At 44.6% G+C, this 19,252-nt stretch carries 6 protein-coding genes, 8 rRNA genes, 1 pseudogene and 1 riboswitch (1 of these 16 running past the window's edge); of the genes and pseudogenes, 6 read left to right on the top strand and 9 right to left on the bottom strand.

The features are described from left to right. Positions 1 to 41 precede the first annotated feature (41 nt). Positions 42 to 143: riboswitch (purine riboswitch) on the bottom strand. Between the two features lie 280 nt (positions 144 to 423). Beyond that, on the top strand, positions 424 to 702 hold the full coding sequence (locus KPL75_RS15780) for a hypothetical protein (RefSeq protein ID WP_219916917.1): 279 nt from the start codon (positions 424 to 426) through the stop codon (positions 700 to 702). Positions 703 to 745: 43 nt separating this feature from the next. Here the strand turns inward: KPL75_RS15780 and rrf (KPL75_RS15775) are convergent. The 7 genes from rrf (KPL75_RS15775) to KPL75_RS15745 form a co-directional block, all read right to left on the bottom strand. After that, a 5S ribosomal RNA gene (gene rrf, locus KPL75_RS15775) occupies positions 746 to 861 on the bottom strand. Positions 862 to 911: 50 nt separating this feature from the next. After that, positions 912 to 3,833 (bottom strand): 23S ribosomal RNA (locus KPL75_RS15770). Positions 3,834 to 3,979: 146 nt separating this feature from the next. Beyond that, positions 3,980 to 5,531: ribosomal RNA gene (locus KPL75_RS15765) — 16S ribosomal RNA — on the bottom strand. Between the two features lie 463 nt (positions 5,532 to 5,994). Then, complete coding sequence (locus KPL75_RS15760) at positions 5,995 to 6,870, bottom strand: DMT family transporter (RefSeq protein ID WP_258236948.1); 876 nt, start codon at positions 6,868 to 6,870, stop codon at positions 5,995 to 5,997. Between the two features lie 380 nt (positions 6,871 to 7,250). Further along, positions 7,251 to 7,366, bottom strand: a 5S ribosomal RNA gene (gene rrf, locus KPL75_RS15755). A 50-nt stretch (positions 7,367 to 7,416) separates the two neighbouring features. After that, positions 7,417 to 10,338, bottom strand: a 23S ribosomal RNA gene (locus tag KPL75_RS15750). Between the two features lie 146 nt (positions 10,339 to 10,484). Further along, positions 10,485 to 12,036: ribosomal RNA gene (locus KPL75_RS15745) — 16S ribosomal RNA — on the bottom strand. The 16S, 23S and 5S rRNA genes sit together here, the layout of an rRNA operon. A gap of 450 nt (positions 12,037 to 12,486) precedes the next feature. Between KPL75_RS15745 and KPL75_RS15740 the strand changes: the two are divergent. From KPL75_RS15740 to KPL75_RS15720, 5 genes and pseudogenes are all read left to right on the top strand, one after another. Next, positions 12,487 to 12,651: pseudogene (locus tag KPL75_RS15740) on the top strand (helix-turn-helix domain-containing protein); the annotation flags it as partial. Between the two features lie 157 nt (positions 12,652 to 12,808). Next, positions 12,809 to 13,930: an ABC transporter ATP-binding protein gene (locus tag KPL75_RS15735; protein WP_258236947.1), complete on the top strand. Its 1,122-nt coding sequence runs from the start codon at positions 12,809 to 12,811 to the stop codon at positions 13,928 to 13,930. Further along, positions 13,923 to 14,660 (top strand): ABC transporter permease, encoded by a 738-nt coding sequence (locus KPL75_RS15730; protein WP_219916916.1) that lies wholly within the window; start codon positions 13,923 to 13,925, stop codon positions 14,658 to 14,660. The genes KPL75_RS15735 and KPL75_RS15730 overlap by 8 nt, the downstream gene beginning before the upstream one ends. 17 nt (positions 14,661 to 14,677) lie before the next feature. After that, positions 14,678 to 15,475, top strand: a complete 798-nt coding sequence (gene uppP, locus KPL75_RS15725) for an undecaprenyl-diphosphate phosphatase UppP (RefSeq protein ID WP_219916915.1) — start codon at positions 14,678 to 14,680, stop codon at positions 15,473 to 15,475. Positions 15,476 to 15,901: 426 nt separating this feature from the next. Further along, entirely contained in the window at positions 15,902 to 16,360 is a 459-nt protein-coding gene (locus tag KPL75_RS15720) for an ASCH domain-containing protein (RefSeq protein ID WP_219916914.1), read from the top strand. 151 nt (positions 16,361 to 16,511) lie between these two features. Here the strand turns inward: KPL75_RS15720 and rrf (KPL75_RS15715) are convergent. Both rrf (KPL75_RS15715) and KPL75_RS15710 read right to left on the bottom strand, forming a co-directional pair. Beyond that, a 5S ribosomal RNA gene (gene rrf, locus KPL75_RS15715) occupies positions 16,512 to 16,627 on the bottom strand. 50 nt (positions 16,628 to 16,677) lie between these two features. Continuing rightward, positions 16,678 to 19,252, bottom strand: a 23S ribosomal RNA gene (locus KPL75_RS15710); it runs 347 nt beyond the window's last position.

Below are 19,252 nucleotides of genomic sequence, written 5' to 3'. Positions count from 1 at the left end.
GCGCTCTACTCAGGCATACGTATCCCTTGTGAATAGAAAAATACCGAGTGACTTTCCCTCATAGTCTAACGAATAACGGTCGTTAGGTAGAGACTTGCAGGCCATATCCCCGCGATTATATGAGGTCTTATATATTATTGTTTCTATGGCTATATTAACAATATTTCATAAACAATGTCAATAAATAATCGAATGTTTTTTTATTAGTTATCGTTAACGTTCGTGTTTTAGTTATATTCAAAAGAAGAATTGCAACTATATGCAAGAAGGAAAGGGAATTAGAATATATATTTCTAAAGATCTATTTTACATATAGCTATTTATATAATACTCCAGTAAACTCAAATCAAAATATATACATTTCCAAGTTCCACATAGAAATAAAACTGGTATTATAGTGGTTTAATTTATAGGGGGCTGATTATGAAGAATTTTAATATGCTATCATATTTATTTTTCTCTATCGCAGTAATTGCTGCAATTATTGAATACTTATTTATATCATCCCATTTTTTCTACTCTCATTATTTAAAATATATACTTATGATAGAAATAATGTTTCCTATCTTAGGGATTATTTTAGGAGCATTTGGAAAATCAGGAGCACAAAAAATCATTACCATTATTTTAAACTGCCTCTATTTCATTCTTTTTTCTTCTTTAGTCTTATTAAATTTATGGATTTTAACATTTGGTAAATAAAAATATACACAAAAAAACCTAAGTCGAAACGACTTAGGTTTTTGCTTGGCGACGTCCTACTCTCACAGGGACAAGGTCCCAACTACCATCGGCGCTAGAGAGCTTAACTTCCGTGTTCGGTATGGGAACGGGTGTGACCTCTCTGCCATCATCACCAAACTGATGAAGGTATATTCCTTCAAAACTAGATAACATTTGCTTCATATTATATGGTTAAGTCCTCGATCTATTAGTATTCGTCAGCTCCACATGTCACCATGCTTCCACCTCGAACCTATCAACCTGATCATCTTTCAGGGATCTTACTAGCTTACGCTATGGGAAATCTCATCTTGAGGGGGGCTTCATGCTTAGATGCTTTCAGCACTTATCCCTTCCGCACATAGCTACCCAGCTATGCCCTTGGCAGAACAACTGGTACACCAGCGGTGCGTCCATCCCGGTCCTCTCGTACTAAGGACAGCTCCTCTCAAATTTCCTACGCCCACGACGGATAGGGACCGAACTGTCTCACGACGTTCTGAACCCAGCTCGCGTACCGCTTTAATGGGCGAACAGCCCAACCCTTGGGACCGACTACAGCCCCAGGATGCGATGAGCCGACATCGAGGTGCCAAACCTCCCCGTCGATGTGGACTCTTGGGGGAGATAAGCCTGTTATCCCCGGGGTAGCTTTTATCCGTTGAGCGATGGCCCTTCCATGCGGAACCACCGGATCACTAAGCCCGACTTTCGTCCCTGCTCGACTTGTAGGTCTCGCAGTCAAGCTCCCTTATGCCTTTGCACTCTACGAATGATTTCCAACCATTCTGAGGGAACCTTTGGGCGCCTCCGTTACACTTTAGGAGGCGACCGCCCCAGTCAAACTGCCCACCTGACACTGTCTCCCGGGTCGATAAGACCCGTAGGTTAGAATTTCAATACAGTCAGGGCGGTATCCCACCAGCGCCTCCACCGAAGCTAGCGCTCCGGTTTCAATGGCTCCCGCCTATCCTGTACAAACTGTACCAAAATTCAATATCAGGCTACAGTAAAGCTCCACGGGGTCTTTCCGTCCTGTCGCGGGTAACCTGCATCTTCACAGGTACTATAATTTCACCGAGTCTCTGGTTGAGACAGTGCCCAAATCGTTACACCTTTCGTGCGGGTCGGAACTTACCCGACAAGGAATTTCGCTACCTTAGGACCGTTATAGTTACGGCCGCCGTTTACTGGGGCTTCAGTTCAGAGCTTCGCTTACGCTAACCCCTCTCCTTAACCTTCCAGCACCGGGCAGGTGTCAGCCCCTATACTTCGCCTTACGGCTTCGCAGAGACCTGTGTTTTTGCTAAACAGTCGCTTGGGCCTATTCACTGCGGCTTTCCGTTAAGAAAGCACCCCTTCTCCCGAAGTTACGGGGTCATTTTGCCGAGTTCCTTAACCAGAGTTCTCTCGCACACCTTAGGATTCTCTCCTCGCCTACCTGTGTCGGTTTGCGGTACAGGCACCTTTTATCTCGCTAGAAGCTTTTCTTGGCAGCGGGGAATCAAAGACTTCGCTCCATAAGGAGCTTCCCCATCACAGCTCAGCCTTCACGATAAGCGGATTTGCCTACTTATCAGCCTAACTGCTTGGACGTGCACAACCAATCGCACGCTTCTTCTATCCTTCTGCGTCCCTCCATTGCTCAAACGATAAAGAGGTGGTACAGGAATATCAACCTGTTGTCCATCGCCTACGCCTGTCGGCCTCGGCTTAGGTCCTGACTAACCCTGAGCGGACGAGCCTTCCTCAGGAAACCTTAGGCATTCGGTGGACGGGATTCTCACCCGTCTTTCGCTACTCATACCGGCATTCTCACTTCTAAGCGCTCCACCAGTCCTTCCGGTCTGACTTCACTGCACTTAGAACGCTCCCCTACCACTGATACCATTGGTATCAATTCGCAGCTTCGGTGGTGTATTTAGCCCCGGTACATTTTCGGCGCAGAGTCACTCGACTAGTGAGCTATTACGCACTCTTTAAATGGTGGCTGCTTCTGAGCCAACATCCTAGTTGTCTAAGCAACTCCACATCCTTTTCCACTTAATACACACTTTGGGACCTTAGCTGGCGATCTGGGCTGTTTCCCTCTTGACTACGGATCTTATCACTCGCAGTCTGACTCCTAAGGATAAGTCATTGGCATTCGGAGTTTGACTGAATTCGGTAATCCGATGAGGACCCCTAGTTCAATCAGTGCTCTACCTCCAAGACTCTTACACTTAAGGCTAGCCCTAAAGCTATTTCGGGGAGAACCAGCTATCTCCAGGTTCGATTGGAATTTCTCCGCTACCCACACCTCATCCCCGCACTTTTCAACGTGCGTGGGTTCGGGCCTCCATTCAGTGTTACCTGAACTTCACCCTGGACATGGGTAGATCACCTGGTTTCGGGTCTACGACCACGTACTAAACGCCCTATTCAGACTCGCTTTCGCTGCGGCTCCGCCTCTTCAGCTTAACCTCGCACGGGATCGTAACTCGCCGGTTCATTCTACAAAAGGCACGCCATCACCCATTAACGGGCTCTGACTATTTGTAGGCACACGGTTTCAGGATCTCTTTCACTCCCCTTCCGGGGTGCTTTTCACCTTTCCCTCACGGTACTGGTTCACTATCGATCACTAGGGAGTATTTAGCCTTGGGAGATGGTCCTCCCAGATTCCGACGGAATTTCACGTGTTCCGCCGTACTCAGGATACATTCAAGAGAGAACGAAGTTTCGACTACGGGGTTGTTACCCTCTGTGACGGACCTTTCCAGGTCGCTTCGTCTACCTCGTTCCTTTGTAACTCCGTATAGAATGTCCTACAACCCCAAGAGGCAAGCCTCTTGGTTTGGGCTAGATTCCGTTTCGCTCGCCGCTACTCAGGAAATCGCATTTGCTTTCTCTTCCTCCAGGTACTTAGATGTTTCAGTTCCCTGGGTCTGTCTTCCATACCCTATGTATTCAGGTAAGGATACCATACCATTACGTATAGTGGGTTTCCCCATTCGGAAATCTTCGGATCAAAGCTTACTTACAGCTCCCCGAAGCATATCGGCGTTAGTCCCGTCCTTCATCGACTCCTAGTGTCAAGGCATCCACCGTGCGCCCTTTCTAACTTAACCAAACTAAAATTAAAAAAATATGAGCTACACTGTTATCTAGTTTTCAAAGAACATACATTTAAACTTGAGAGATAGTTCTCTCAAAACTGAACGAAACGAAACAAGTCAACGTTTATTGATGAACTGCGTTCATCAATTCTCCATAGAAAGGAGGTGATCCAGCCGCACCTTCCGATACGGCTACCTTGTTACGACTTCACCCCAATCATCTGTCCCACCTTAGGCGGCTGGCTCCATAAAGGTTACCCCACCGACTTCGGGTGTTACAAACTCTCGTGGTGTGACGGGCGGTGTGTACAAGGCCCGGGAACGTATTCACCGCGGCATGCTGATCCGCGATTACTAGCGATTCCAGCTTCATGTAGGCGAGTTGCAGCCTACAATCCGAACTGAGAACGGTTTTATGAGATTAGCTCCACCTCGCGGTCTTGCAGCTCTTTGTACCGTCCATTGTAGCACGTGTGTAGCCCAGGTCATAAGGGGCATGATGATTTGACGTCATCCCCACCTTCCTCCGGTTTGTCACCGGCAGTCACCTTAGAGTGCCCAACTTAATGATGGCAACTAAGATCAAGGGTTGCGCTCGTTGCGGGACTTAACCCAACATCTCACGACACGAGCTGACGACAACCATGCACCACCTGTCACTCTGCTCCCGAAGGAGAAGCTCTATCTCTAGAGTTTTCAGAGGATGTCAAGACCTGGTAAGGTTCTTCGCGTTGCTTCGAATTAAACCACATGCTCCACCGCTTGTGCGGGCCCCCGTCAATTCCTTTGAGTTTCAGCCTTGCGGCCGTACTCCCCAGGCGGAGTGCTTAATGCGTTAACTTCAGCACTAAAGGGCGGAAACCCTCTAACACTTAGCACTCATCGTTTACGGCGTGGACTACCAGGGTATCTAATCCTGTTTGCTCCCCACGCTTTCGCGCCTCAGTGTCAGTTACAGACCAGAAAGTCGCCTTCGCCACTGGTGTTCCTCCATATCTCTACGCATTTCACCGCTACACATGGAATTCCACTTTCCTCTTCTGCACTCAAGTCTCCCAGTTTCCAATGACCCTCCACGGTTGAGCCGTGGGCTTTCACATCAGACTTAAGAAACCACCTGCGCGCGCTTTACGCCCAATAATTCCGGATAACGCTTGCCACCTACGTATTACCGCGGCTGCTGGCACGTAGTTAGCCGTGGCTTTCTGGTTAGGTACCGTCAAGGTGCCAGCTTATTCAACTAGCACTTATTCTTCCCTAACAACAGAGTTTTACGACCCGAAAGCCTTCATCACTCACGCGGCGTTGCTCCGTCAGACTTTCGTCCATTGCGGAAGATTCCCTACTGCTGCCTCCCGTAGGAGTCTGGGCCGTGTCTCAGTCCCAGTGTGGCCGATCACCCTCTCAGGTCGGCTACGCATCGTTGCCTTGGTGAGCCGTTACCTCACCAACTAGCTAATGCGACGCGGGTCCATCCATAAGTGACAGCCGAAGCCGCCTTTCAATTTCGAACCATGCAGTTCAAAATATTATCCGGTATTAGCCCCGGTTTCCCGGAGTTATCCCAGTCTTATGGGCAGGTTACCCACGTGTTACTCACCCGTCCGCCGCTAACTTCATAAGAGCAAGCTCTTAATCCATTCGCTCGACTTGCATGTATTAGGCACGCCGCCAGCGTTCATCCTGAGCCAGGATCAAACTCTCCAATAAAGTTAGTTTGTCTAGCATCTAAAAATAAAAATTGACGTTCACGTTGTTTGTTTCGTTCAGTTTTCAAAGAACTTCTTTGTCGCTCATTTGCGACTCCCTTATGTTAACATTTTCATATTTCAATGTCAACTAAGTTTTTTTATTTCTTTTATCGCTTTCTGCGTTGTTGCTATCGGCGACTTGTCCTATATTACACCTCTATAGGATAATCGTCAACACCTTTTATTCAATTAATAATAAAAATAATTCCCAAAGGTATTTTCTATATTAATTTCAGTTATCCTATTTCTCTATTTCAATGAAAATAATAAAAAAGGACATCCTATTACATACAAGACGTCCTTTTGATTACACATTATATACATGCACTCTTTAAACTTTTGAACTCCTCTCTATTTAAACTATCGTCCTACTCATTCCTTGAGGCGGAAGTTTTCTGTCGGGAATTGATAAATAGATCAATTCATTTACTTTTATCCGCCCATAACACTCCAAATAAGACTAAGCCACCGCCTATTACTATTCTCCACGTTAAAGATTCATTTAATAGAACAATTGAAGCAACAATACTTATTAGCGGTAATGCATTTAAATATAATCCACTTACTGATGCTGAAACTCTCTCTAGTGCTTTATTCCAAAACCAATATGCTAAAATTGTTGCTCCAATAACAAGATACATTACACTAAGTCCAGTCTTCCAGGTTTCAATCTTTGGGAAACCGTAATAAAAAGTTTCTACCATTGCAAATGGTAATAAAATAACCGATCCAATGATTAAAGTTAATGTTGTAAAAACCTTGTTTGATAGATACTGTTCCTGTTTCGGCTGTTTTAACAATACTGTATAGAAAGCAAATAAGAAGGTGCTTAATAAAATAAGGATATCTCCTATTAAAGATACCTCTTGATCAGCATTATTAGATGAAATTGTAATAAGAAGTACCCCTATAGCCCCCAATATAATACCGATCCAATAATTCGGCTGAATTTTCTCTTTCAAAAAGAACGCTGAAAAAAGAATTGTAACTAATGGCAATGCAGCATCAATGATACTAACATGTAATCCACTTGTTAAAGAAATCCCGTAGGATGTGAACATAAAATACCCAGCTACACCAGTAAAAGATAGCAAACTCATTCTTTTCCACGGAATATGTTTATGTGCGATTGCTTTTTGAAGTTGGCCATATGAAAAAAGCATACAAATTCCCCCTGCGAAGAAAAGACGAATAAATAACAAAGTAAATGGTTGAATAGATTCTAATGCCCATTTCGTTGGCGCAATTGCCGTCCCCCATAATATAACAGCCACTAATAACATGCATATTTCTTTCATAATCCCCCACACCCATCAAAAAATATATGTTAACTACCTTAATTATAGATTTTTTCTTAAGTAAAATCCTTTAAAACCACAAAAAGGTTATGTGAAAAATAGCCATCCAGCTCTTTTTCGCATAACCTTTTCATATTAGATCAAAAACATTACTGTTTATTCTACAACTAAATTAACATAAAAAGGTAATCCTTACCTTCAATCAATTAATATTTAAACGTATTACTTTATAATCTTCTTATCACTTTAATATCCACATTTTATTTTATACCGTTTCTATTTCATTTTTTTGTCTTTAGTCTTATTAAATTTATGGATTTTAACATTTGGTAAATAAAAATATACACAAAAAAACCTAAGTCGAAACGACTTAGGTTTTTGCTTGGCGACGTCCTACTCTCACAGGGACAAGGTCCCAACTACCATCGGCGCTAGAGAGCTTAACTTCCGTGTTCGGTATGGGAACGGGTGTGACCTCTCTGCCATCATCACCAAACTGATGAAGGTATATTCCTTCAAAACTAGATAACATTTGCTTCATATTATATGGTTAAGTCCTCGATCTATTAGTATTCGTCAGCTCCACATGTCACCATGCTTCCACCTCGAACCTATCAACCTGATCATCTTTCAGGGATCTTACTAGCTTACGCTATGGGAAATCTCATCTTGAGGGGGGCTTCATGCTTAGATGCTTTCAGCACTTATCCCTTCCGCACATAGCTACCCAGCTATGCCCTTGGCAGAACAACTGGTACACCAGCGGTGCGTCCATCCCGGTCCTCTCGTACTAAGGACAGCTCCTCTCAAATTTCCTACGCCCACGACGGATAGGGACCGAACTGTCTCACGACGTTCTGAACCCAGCTCGCGTACCGCTTTAATGGGCGAACAGCCCAACCCTTGGGACCGACTACAGCCCCAGGATGCGATGAGCCGACATCGAGGTGCCAAACCTCCCCGTCGATGTGGACTCTTGGGGGAGATAAGCCTGTTATCCCCGGGGTAGCTTTTATCCGTTGAGCGATGGCCCTTCCATGCGGAACCACCGGATCACTAAGCCCGACTTTCGTCCCTGCTCGACTTGTAGGTCTCGCAGTCAAGCTCCCTTATGCCTTTGCACTCTACGAATGATTTCCAACCATTCTGAGGGAACCTTTGGGCGCCTCCGTTACACTTTAGGAGGCGACCGCCCCAGTCAAACTGCCCACCTGACACTGTCTCCCGGGTCGATAAGACCCGTAGGTTAGAATTTCAATACAGTCAGGGCGGTATCCCACCAGCGCCTCCACCGAAGCTAGCGCTCCGGTTTCAATGGCTCCCGCCTATCCTGTACAAACTGTACCAAAATTCAATATCAGGCTACAGTAAAGCTCCACGGGGTCTTTCCGTCCTGTCGCGGGTAACCTGCATCTTCACAGGTACTATAATTTCACCGAGTCTCTGGTTGAGACAGTGCCCAAATCGTTACACCTTTCGTGCGGGTCGGAACTTACCCGACAAGGAATTTCGCTACCTTAGGACCGTTATAGTTACGGCCGCCGTTTACTGGGGCTTCAGTTCAGAGCTTCGCTTACGCTAACCCCTCTCCTTAACCTTCCAGCACCGGGCAGGTGTCAGCCCCTATACTTCGCCTTACGGCTTCGCAGAGACCTGTGTTTTTGCTAAACAGTCGCTTGGGCCTATTCACTGCGGCTTTCCGTTAAGAAAGCACCCCTTCTCCCGAAGTTACGGGGTCATTTTGCCGAGTTCCTTAACCAGAGTTCTCTCGCACACCTTAGGATTCTCTCCTCGCCTACCTGTGTCGGTTTGCGGTACAGGCACCTTTTATCTCGCTAGAAGCTTTTCTTGGCAGCGGGGAATCAAAGACTTCGCTCCATAAGGAGCTTCCCCATCACAGCTCAGCCTTCACGATAAGCGGATTTGCCTACTTATCAGCCTAACTGCTTGGACGTGCACAACCAATCGCACGCTTCTTCTATCCTTCTGCGTCCCTCCATTGCTCAAACGATAAAGAGGTGGTACAGGAATATCAACCTGTTGTCCATCGCCTACGCCTGTCGGCCTCGGCTTAGGTCCTGACTAACCCTGAGCGGACGAGCCTTCCTCAGGAAACCTTAGGCATTCGGTGGACGGGATTCTCACCCGTCTTTCGCTACTCATACCGGCATTCTCACTTCTAAGCGCTCCACCAGTCCTTCCGGTCTGACTTCACTGCACTTAGAACGCTCCCCTACCACTGATACCATTGGTATCAATTCGCAGCTTCGGTGGTGTATTTAGCCCCGGTACATTTTCGGCGCAGAGTCACTCGACTAGTGAGCTATTACGCACTCTTTAAATGGTGGCTGCTTCTGAGCCAACATCCTAGTTGTCTAAGCAACTCCACATCCTTTTCCACTTAATACACACTTTGGGACCTTAGCTGGCGATCTGGGCTGTTTCCCTCTTGACTACGGATCTTATCACTCGCAGTCTGACTCCTAAGGATAAGTCATTGGCATTCGGAGTTTGACTGAATTCGGTAATCCGATGAGGACCCCTAGTTCAATCAGTGCTCTACCTCCAAGACTCTTACACTTAAGGCTAGCCCTAAAGCTATTTCGGGGAGAACCAGCTATCTCCAGGTTCGATTGGAATTTCTCCGCTACCCACACCTCATCCCCGCACTTTTCAACGTGCGTGGGTTCGGGCCTCCATTCAGTGTTACCTGAACTTCACCCTGGACATGGGTAGATCACCTGGTTTCGGGTCTACGACCACGTACTAAACGCCCTATTCAGACTCGCTTTCGCTGCGGCTCCGCCTCTTCAGCTTAACCTCGCACGGGATCGTAACTCGCCGGTTCATTCTACAAAAGGCACGCCATCACCCATTAACGGGCTCTGACTATTTGTAGGCACACGGTTTCAGGATCTCTTTCACTCCCCTTCCGGGGTGCTTTTCACCTTTCCCTCACGGTACTGGTTCACTATCGATCACTAGGGAGTATTTAGCCTTGGGAGATGGTCCTCCCAGATTCCGACGGAATTTCACGTGTTCCGCCGTACTCAGGATACATTCAAGAGAGAACGAAGTTTCGACTACGGGGTTGTTACCCTCTGTGACGGACCTTTCCAGGTCGCTTCGTCTACCTCGTTCCTTTGTAACTCCGTATAGAATGTCCTACAACCCCAAGAGGCAAGCCTCTTGGTTTGGGCTAGATTCCGTTTCGCTCGCCGCTACTCAGGAAATCGCATTTGCTTTCTCTTCCTCCAGGTACTTAGATGTTTCAGTTCCCTGGGTCTGTCTTCCATACCCTATGTATTCAGGTAAGGATACCATACCATTACGTATAGTGGGTTTCCCCATTCGGAAATCTTCGGATCAAAGCTTACTTACAGCTCCCCGAAGCATATCGGCGTTAGTCCCGTCCTTCATCGACTCCTAGTGTCAAGGCATCCACCGTGCGCCCTTTCTAACTTAACCAAACTAAAATTAAAAAAATATGAGCTACACTGTTATCTAGTTTTCAAAGAACATACATTTAAACTTGAGAGATAGTTCTCTCAAAACTGAACGAAACGAAACAAGTCAACGTTTATTGATGAACTGCGTTCATCAATTCTCCATAGAAAGGAGGTGATCCAGCCGCACCTTCCGATACGGCTACCTTGTTACGACTTCACCCCAATCATCTGTCCCACCTTAGGCGGCTGGCTCCATAAAGGTTACCCCACCGACTTCGGGTGTTACAAACTCTCGTGGTGTGACGGGCGGTGTGTACAAGGCCCGGGAACGTATTCACCGCGGCATGCTGATCCGCGATTACTAGCGATTCCAGCTTCATGTAGGCGAGTTGCAGCCTACAATCCGAACTGAGAACGGTTTTATGAGATTAGCTCCACCTCGCGGTCTTGCAGCTCTTTGTACCGTCCATTGTAGCACGTGTGTAGCCCAGGTCATAAGGGGCATGATGATTTGACGTCATCCCCACCTTCCTCCGGTTTGTCACCGGCAGTCACCTTAGAGTGCCCAACTTAATGATGGCAACTAAGATCAAGGGTTGCGCTCGTTGCGGGACTTAACCCAACATCTCACGACACGAGCTGACGACAACCATGCACCACCTGTCACTCTGCTCCCGAAGGAGAAGCTCTATCTCTAGAGTTTTCAGAGGATGTCAAGACCTGGTAAGGTTCTTCGCGTTGCTTCGAATTAAACCACATGCTCCACCGCTTGTGCGGGCCCCCGTCAATTCCTTTGAGTTTCAGCCTTGCGGCCGTACTCCCCAGGCGGAGTGCTTAATGCGTTAACTTCAGCACTAAAGGGCGGAAACCCTCTAACACTTAGCACTCATCGTTTACGGCGTGGACTACCAGGGTATCTAATCCTGTTTGCTCCCCACGCTTTCGCGCCTCAGTGTCAGTTACAGACCAGAAAGTCGCCTTCGCCACTGGTGTTCCTCCATATCTCTACGCATTTCACCGCTACACATGGAATTCCACTTTCCTCTTCTGCACTCAAGTCTCCCAGTTTCCAATGACCCTCCACGGTTGAGCCGTGGGCTTTCACATCAGACTTAAGAAACCACCTGCGCGCGCTTTACGCCCAATAATTCCGGATAACGCTTGCCACCTACGTATTACCGCGGCTGCTGGCACGTAGTTAGCCGTGGCTTTCTGGTTAGGTACCGTCAAGGTGCCAGCTTATTCAACTAGCACTTGTTCTTCCCTAACAACAGAGTTTTACGACCCGAAAGCCTTCATCACTCACGCGGCGTTGCTCCGTCAGACTTTCGTCCATTGCGGAAGATTCCCTACTGCTGCCTCCCGTAGGAGTCTGGGCCGTGTCTCAGTCCCAGTGTGGCCGATCACCCTCTCAGGTCGGCTACGCATCGTTGCCTTGGTGAGCCGTTACCTCACCAACTAGCTAATGCGACGCGGGTCCATCCATAAGTGACAGCCGAAGCCGCCTTTCAATTTCGAACCATGCAGTTCAAAATATTATCCGGTATTAGCCCCGGTTTCCCGGAGTTATCCCAGTCTTATGGGCAGGTTACCCACGTGTTACTCACCCGTCCGCCGCTAACTTCATAAGAGCAAGCTCTTAATCCATTCGCTCGACTTGCATGTATTAGGCACGCCGCCAGCGTTCATCCTGAGCCAGGATCAAACTCTCCAATAAAGTTAGTTTGTCTAGCATCTAAAAATAAAAATTGACGTTCACGTTGTTTGTTTCGTTCAGTTTTCAAAGAACTTCTTTGTCGCTCATTTGCGACTCCCTTATGTTAACATTTTCATATTTCAATGTCAACTAAGTTTTTTTATTTCTTTATCGCTTTCTGCGTTGTTGCTATCGGCGACTTGTTTTATATTACACCTCTATACTCTAATCGTCAACACCTTTTTATAAAGATATTTAATTTAATACCTTTGTACTCTTTTAGCTCTAGATAAGGGCCTATAAAGATTTCATTAAAATAGAAACCATCGTCTACTTTTCTTTACTAATCTATTCTTCTACATACTATTCAATTTAGACACTTCTCTATTACATAGGACTCGCTCCCCCATCTTACCGAACATTCTTTTCAGCTAAACTAGCAACCTTATTTTAACAATTAATAGTATATAAACACAGCTCTTCCGAAATGTGTGGGACGATAATTATATAGAAGATGACAATACCGTTATGGTACATATTAGAAAGAAAATAGAAATCAATCCTTCCAACCCAAAATTCATTCAAACTGTATGGAGAATTGGTTATAAGTTTGTAGGTGAAAAAGCCCCCAAATGATAAGATCCTCTTCCTTATTTCATTACAACTTATCTTTTGTGGGCTTTTAAATATACACATGGGCCCAAGAATAAAAATACCTTTATTTATTACTCTTATCTTAATTACAATATATCTTTTCTTTTCAAGAATACAATTTATTCAAAGCTGCAAATCAATGGCCACTAAATTAAGTCGTGCACGTAAAGGAAATTTACAAACGAGGTTATTCACAAACAATGACCGCTCATTACATAACATTGTGTTTTCAATAAACGAATTAATAGCTGAATTAGAACTGGGTCAGATCGAAGCGAGGAAATCCCAAGAAGCTAGAAAACAACTTTTATCCAATATCTCACATGATATCCGAACACCACTCACTTCTATTATAAAAACGACAAACCCTACTAAAGTTTACGGGACCCAAAAGTCAGTAGATAATCTAAATATGAATGTATGGCAAGGAGAGATTTATGGATTCATAGGGCGTAACGGTGCTGGTAAAACAACTACAATCCATATGCTGCTTAGTCTTATAAAACCTACAAGTGGAAATATAGAAATATTCGGTGAGGATTTACTTCGGAATCCAAAAGACATTTCAAGAAGAATTGGTTCTATCGTTGAGGTCCCAGGATTTTATGAAAACTTAACTGCAAGAGAGAACTTATTAATTAATGCAAAGATAATTGGAGTTCACAAAAGGGATGCAATTGAAGAAGCATTAGAAATTGTAGGCTTGCAGCACGAAACAAAAAAATTAGTAGGAAAGTACTCTTTAGGAATGAATCAACGCTTAGGAATTGCACGTGCTCTTCTCCATTATCCTGAACTACTCATACTAGATGAACCAACTAACGGACTAGATCCAATCGGTATTAAAGAAATGCGAAAACTCATTAAATCTTTAGCTCAAGACAGAAATATAACGATACTCATTTCTAGTCATATATTAGCTGAGGTGGAACAACTAGTCGATCGTATGGGAATTATTCATGAAGGAAGGTTATTAGAAGAAGTTTCTCTTGATACACTGCGTAAAGCCAATCGTAAGTACATAGAATTCCAGGTAAATAATGATAATAAAGCTGCGATGCTATTAGAAAAGCATTTTCAAATTTTTGATTATGAGGTACATGATGAAGGAAATATTCGCGTTTATTCTCACTTTGGACAGCAAGGACACATTAATAGAACGTTAGTTCGTAATGATATTGAAGTATTAAAAATTGTGATGAGCGCAGATAGACTAGAAGATTATTTCACCAAACTAGTTGGGGGTGGCGCAATTGGTTAATCTTCTTTATACAGAGCTATTAAAATTGAAACGATCCAATATGTTTTTGATTAGTATTATCGGAGCAGGTGTCGCGCCATTTTTAGTGGTTGTAGCTTCTTATATACACCTGAAGACAAAGCAGCCTACTCCAACTATTTTATTTGGTCAACTGTTCACTGAAGTTAACCTATACACTACTTTAATTATAGGATTCCCCTTATATGGAGTTGTAATCGCTTATCTATTTACCCGTGAATACACGGAAGATACATTAAAAAACTTGCTAACTATCCCAGTATCACGTATTAACTTTATTATAAGTAAGTTTATCCTTCTATTCCTTTGGATCATGATGCTAACTTTAGTTGCTTGGGCACTAACTTTATTATTGGGGCTAGTAGGTAGCTTCCCTGGATTTAGCACTGCCTTACTTTTAGGCTCTCTCGTAAAATTTTTGATATGTGGTGGACTTCTCTTTCTTTTGTCTTCACCTATTGTACTACTAACTCTTGTAATGAAGACCTATGTACCGCCTATTATATTAACAATCATTATTACAATGACTAACCTTATGATCGTAAATTCAAAACATAAAGACCTATTCCCATGGACCGCTACTCTAGATATAGCAAATAACGAATTACAACCGACTTATCCACCAGAGTATTCTTATATCATCATTGCAGTAACAGCTATTTTCGGATTTATTACAACACTATTCTATTTTAAAAGAGTAGATATTCATTAATTTATAGGAGTGAAACTATGAGCGATCTTATCATTACCTTCATACTTGGCATTGTAGAAGGGTTAGCTGAATTTTTGCCCATATCTTCTACTGGCCATCTTATATTAGTCGGACATTTATTAGGTTTTGAAGGAGAAAGGGCAAAAACGTTTGAAATTGTCATACAGTTAGGGGCAATTTTAGCTATCGCGATTTTATATCACAAACGCCTTGTTTCTTTATGTAATATTAAACCTCTTCTACGGAAAGAGAAAAAATTCAACGTATTACATGTATTTCTTGGCGTATTTCCGGCAGTAGTTGCTGGTTTACTACTACATGATGTTATTAAAACATACTTATTTCAGCCTTATACTGTCGTAATTGGACTTGTAGCAGGAGCAATTCTTATGATTTTTGCAGAAGTAAAAAAGGCAGAGGCAACCTCTTTTTCACTAGATGATTTAACATACCGTCAAGCATTAACAATTGGATTATTCCAATGCTTAGCAGTATATCCTGGCTTCTCTAGAGCGGGTTCTACTATTTCTGGAGGGCTATTAGCAAAAGTAAATTATAAGGCTGCATCTGAGTTCTCTTTTCTCATTGCCATCCCTGTAATGGTCGGAGCTACAGGGTTAGACTTATTAAAAAGTTGGAAATATTTAAGTGTAGATGATATTCCTATGTTTGCTATAGGATTCATTACCTCTTTTATAGTAGCAATGCTAGCGGTAGTAACCTTCCTGAAGCTTTTAGAAAAGATAGGTTTAAAACCTTTTGCATATTATCGTATTTTGTTAGCCATTGTATTTACACTTTTCGTATTGCTATAGCTTCATATAAGTCACATATTATTAAACCGATATTCAAGGAATATCGGTTTTTATCTATTTCACCTCTAGTATTACTCACTTCAATATGGCATAGTGGATAATAGATCAATGTTAACAGTCCGAATATTCTCCAAACAGACCATTAATATATAAGATTACAAGCTATACTTGAAGCCCGAACCTAGTAATAGTATTTCTTCGTTAAACACATATACTGGATTAAAAATACGCAACTCAATTGATTAATTGTACCCATCACACTCATATAGAACGAACGTTCTTTCAATTGTAATATATCACTTCTTCTTTATATTTTAAGTAATTATTCTACAATGTTTTTCACTCTTACTTAACTTCTCTATAAAAGGCCCCTAAAATAGCAGGATAAAAGGAATTAAATTTAACTAAAGTGAGGTAAAAATACAAATGAATCCATTAGTACAATCATATTGGGATACTTATTGGGGAAACAATGAAAAACCAGAATCTGTTACAGCTTGGCAATTTGGTGATTCTCCTGATTATCTCGCTCAATTAGTCATTGATGGTGTGAAAACTGCAACATGCTCCGGCCATATTTTTTATGAATTAGAAAATGAACCACTACCAACAACTAACGATTATAGTATTGTCCTCAATAGTCAGGATGAACCTGTAGCTATTATTAAGACAATAGAAGTAACTATAATGCCAATGAATGAAGTAACAGAAGAATTCGCTATCGCTGAAGGCGAAGGCGATCGTACCTATAGTTACTGGAGAGATACCCATATTCAGTTCTTTACAAAGGAACTAAGCGAGCTTGGTCTTAGTTTTTCTGAAGATATGCTGCTCGTTTGCGAACGTTTTAAGCTTATCGATGTAAAAAACAAAGTGAAGCTATGATAAATAACGATTTTACCGGAAGTCCATGCTATATAAATACATTTATCTTTAAACAAATAAGCTTGTTATCAATGGATTTCTTGAACCATTAATAACAAGCTTATTTCATTAATTACAAAAAAGACGAGTCATTCTGACTCGTCTTACAGTTGCTTGGCGACGTCCTACTCTCACAGGGACAAGGTCCCAACTACCATCGGCGCTAGAGAGCTTAACTTCCGTGTTCGGTATGGGAACGGGTGTGACCTCTCTGCCATCATCACCAAACTATTGAAGGTATATTCCTTCAAAACTAGATAACATTTGCTTCATATTATATGGTTAAGTCCTCGATCTATTAGTATTCGTCAGCTCCACATGTCACCATGCTTCCACCTCGAACCTATCAACCTGATCATCTTTCAGGGATCTTACTAGCTTACGCTATGGGAAATCTCATCTTGAGGGGGGCTTCATGCTTAGATGCTTTCAGCACTTATCCCTTCCGCACATAGCTACCCAGCTATGCCCTTGGCAGAACAACTGGTACACCAGCGGTGCGTCCATCCCGGTCCTCTCGTACTAAGGACAGCTCCTCTCAAATTTCCTACGCCCACGACGGATAGGGACCGAACTGTCTCACGACGTTCTGAACCCAGCTCGCGTACCGCTTTAATGGGCGAACAGCCCAACCCTTGGGACCGACTACAGCCCCAGGATGCGATGAGCCGACATCGAGGTGCCAAACCTCCCCGTCGATGTGGACTCTTGGGGGAGATAAGCCTGTTATCCCCGGGGTAGCTTTTATCCGTTGAGCGATGGCCCTTCCATGCGGAACCACCGGATCACTAAGCCCGACTTTCGTCCCTGCTCGACTTGTAGGTCTCGCAGTCAAGCTCCCTTATGCCTTTGCACTCTACGAATGATTTCCAACCATTCTGAGGGAACCTTTGGGCGCCTCCGTTACACTTTAGGAGGCGACCGCCCCAGTCAAACTGCCCACCTGACACTGTCTCCCGGGTCGATAAGACCCGTAGGTTAGAATTTCAATACAGTCAGGGCGGTATCCCACCAGCGCCTCCACCGAAGCTAGCGCTCCGGTTTCAATGGCTCCCGCCTATCCTGTACAAACTGTACCAAAATTCAATATCAGGCTACAGTAAAGCTCCACGGGGTCTTTCCGTCCTGTCGCGGGTAACCTGCATCTTCACAGGTACTATAATTTCACCGAGTCTCTGGTTGAGACAGTGCCCAAATCGTTACACCTTTCGTGCGGGTCGGAACTTACCCGACAAGGAATTTCGCTACCTTAGGACCGTTATAGTTACGGCCGCCGTTTACTGGGGCTTCAGTTCAGAGCTTCGCTTACGCTAACCCCTCTCCTTAACCTTCCAGCACCGGGCAGGTGTCAGCCCCTATACTTCGCCTTACGGCTTCGCAGAGACCTGTGTTTTTGCTAAACAGTCGCTTGGGCCTATTCACTGCGGCTTTCCGTTAAGAAAGCACCCCTTCTCCCGAAGTTACGGGGTCATTTTGCCGAGTTCCTTAACCAGAGTTCTCTCGCACACCTTAGGATTCTCTCCTCGCCTACCTGTGTCGGTTTGCGGTACAGGCACCTTTTATCTCGCTAGAAGCTTTTCTTGGCAGCGGGGAATCAAAGACTTCGCTCCATAAGGAGCTTCCCCATCACAGCTCAGCCTTCACGATAAGCGGATTTGCCTACTTATCAGCCTAACTGCTTGGACGTGCACAACCAATCGCACGCTTCTTCTATCCTTCTGCGTCCCTCCATTGCTCAAACGATAAAGAGGTGGTACAGGAATATCAACCTGTTGTCCATCGCCTACGCCTGTCGGCCTCGGCTTAGGTCCTGACTAACCCTGAGCGGACGAGCCTTCCTCAGGAAACCTTAGGCATTCGGTGGACGGGATTCTCACCCGTCTTTCGCTACTCATACCGGCATTCTCACTTCTAAGCGCTCCACCAGTCCTTCCGGTCTGACTTCACTGCACTTAGAACGCTCCCCTACCACTGATACCATTGGTATCAATTCGCAGCTTCGGTGGTGTATTTAGCCCCGGTACATTTTCGGCGCAGAGTCACTCGACTAGTGAGCTATTACGCACTCTTTAAATGGTGGCTGCTTCTGAGCCAACATCCTAGTTGTCTAAGCAACTCCACATCCTTTTCCACTTAATACACACTTTGGGACCTTAGCTGGCGATCTGGGCTGTTTCCCTCTTGACTACGGATCTTATCACTCGCAGTCTGACTCCTAAGGATAAGTCATTGGCATTCGGAGTTTGACTGAATTCGGTAATCCGATGAGGACCCCTAGTTCAATCAGTGCTCTACCTCCAAGACTCTTACACTTAAGGCTAGCCCTAAAGCTATTTCGGGGAGAACCAGCTATCTCCAGGTTCGATTGGAATTTCTCCGCTACCCACACCTCATCCCCGCACTTTTCAACGTGCGTGGGTTCGGGCCTCCATTCAGTGTTACCTGAACTTCACCCTGGACATGGGTAGATCACCTGGTTTCGGGTCTACGACCACGTACTAAACGCCCTATTCAGACTCGCTTTCGCTGCGGCTCCGCCTCTTCAGCTTAACCTCGCACGGGATCGTAACTCGCCGGTTCATTCTACAAAAGGCACGCCATCACCCATTAACGGGCTCTGACTATTTGTAGGCACACGGTTTCAGGATCTCTTTCACTCCCCTTCCGGGGTGCTTTTCACCTTTCCCTCACGGTACTGGTTCACTATCGATCACTAGGGAGTATTTAGCCTTGGGAGATGGTCCTCCCAGATTCCGACGGAATTTCACGTGTTCCGCCGTACTCAGGATACATTCAAGAGAGAACGAAGTTTCGACTACGGGGTTGTTACCCTCTGTGACGGACCTTTCCAGG

Origin of the sequence: Bacillus sp. NP247, from assembly GCF_018966865.1 — a bacterium.
Taxonomy (GTDB): Bacteria; Bacillota; Bacilli; order Bacillales; family Bacillaceae_G; genus Bacillus_A.
Note: the sequence above shows the minus strand (reverse complement) of the source record. Positions and strands in the feature narration are given on the sequence as shown.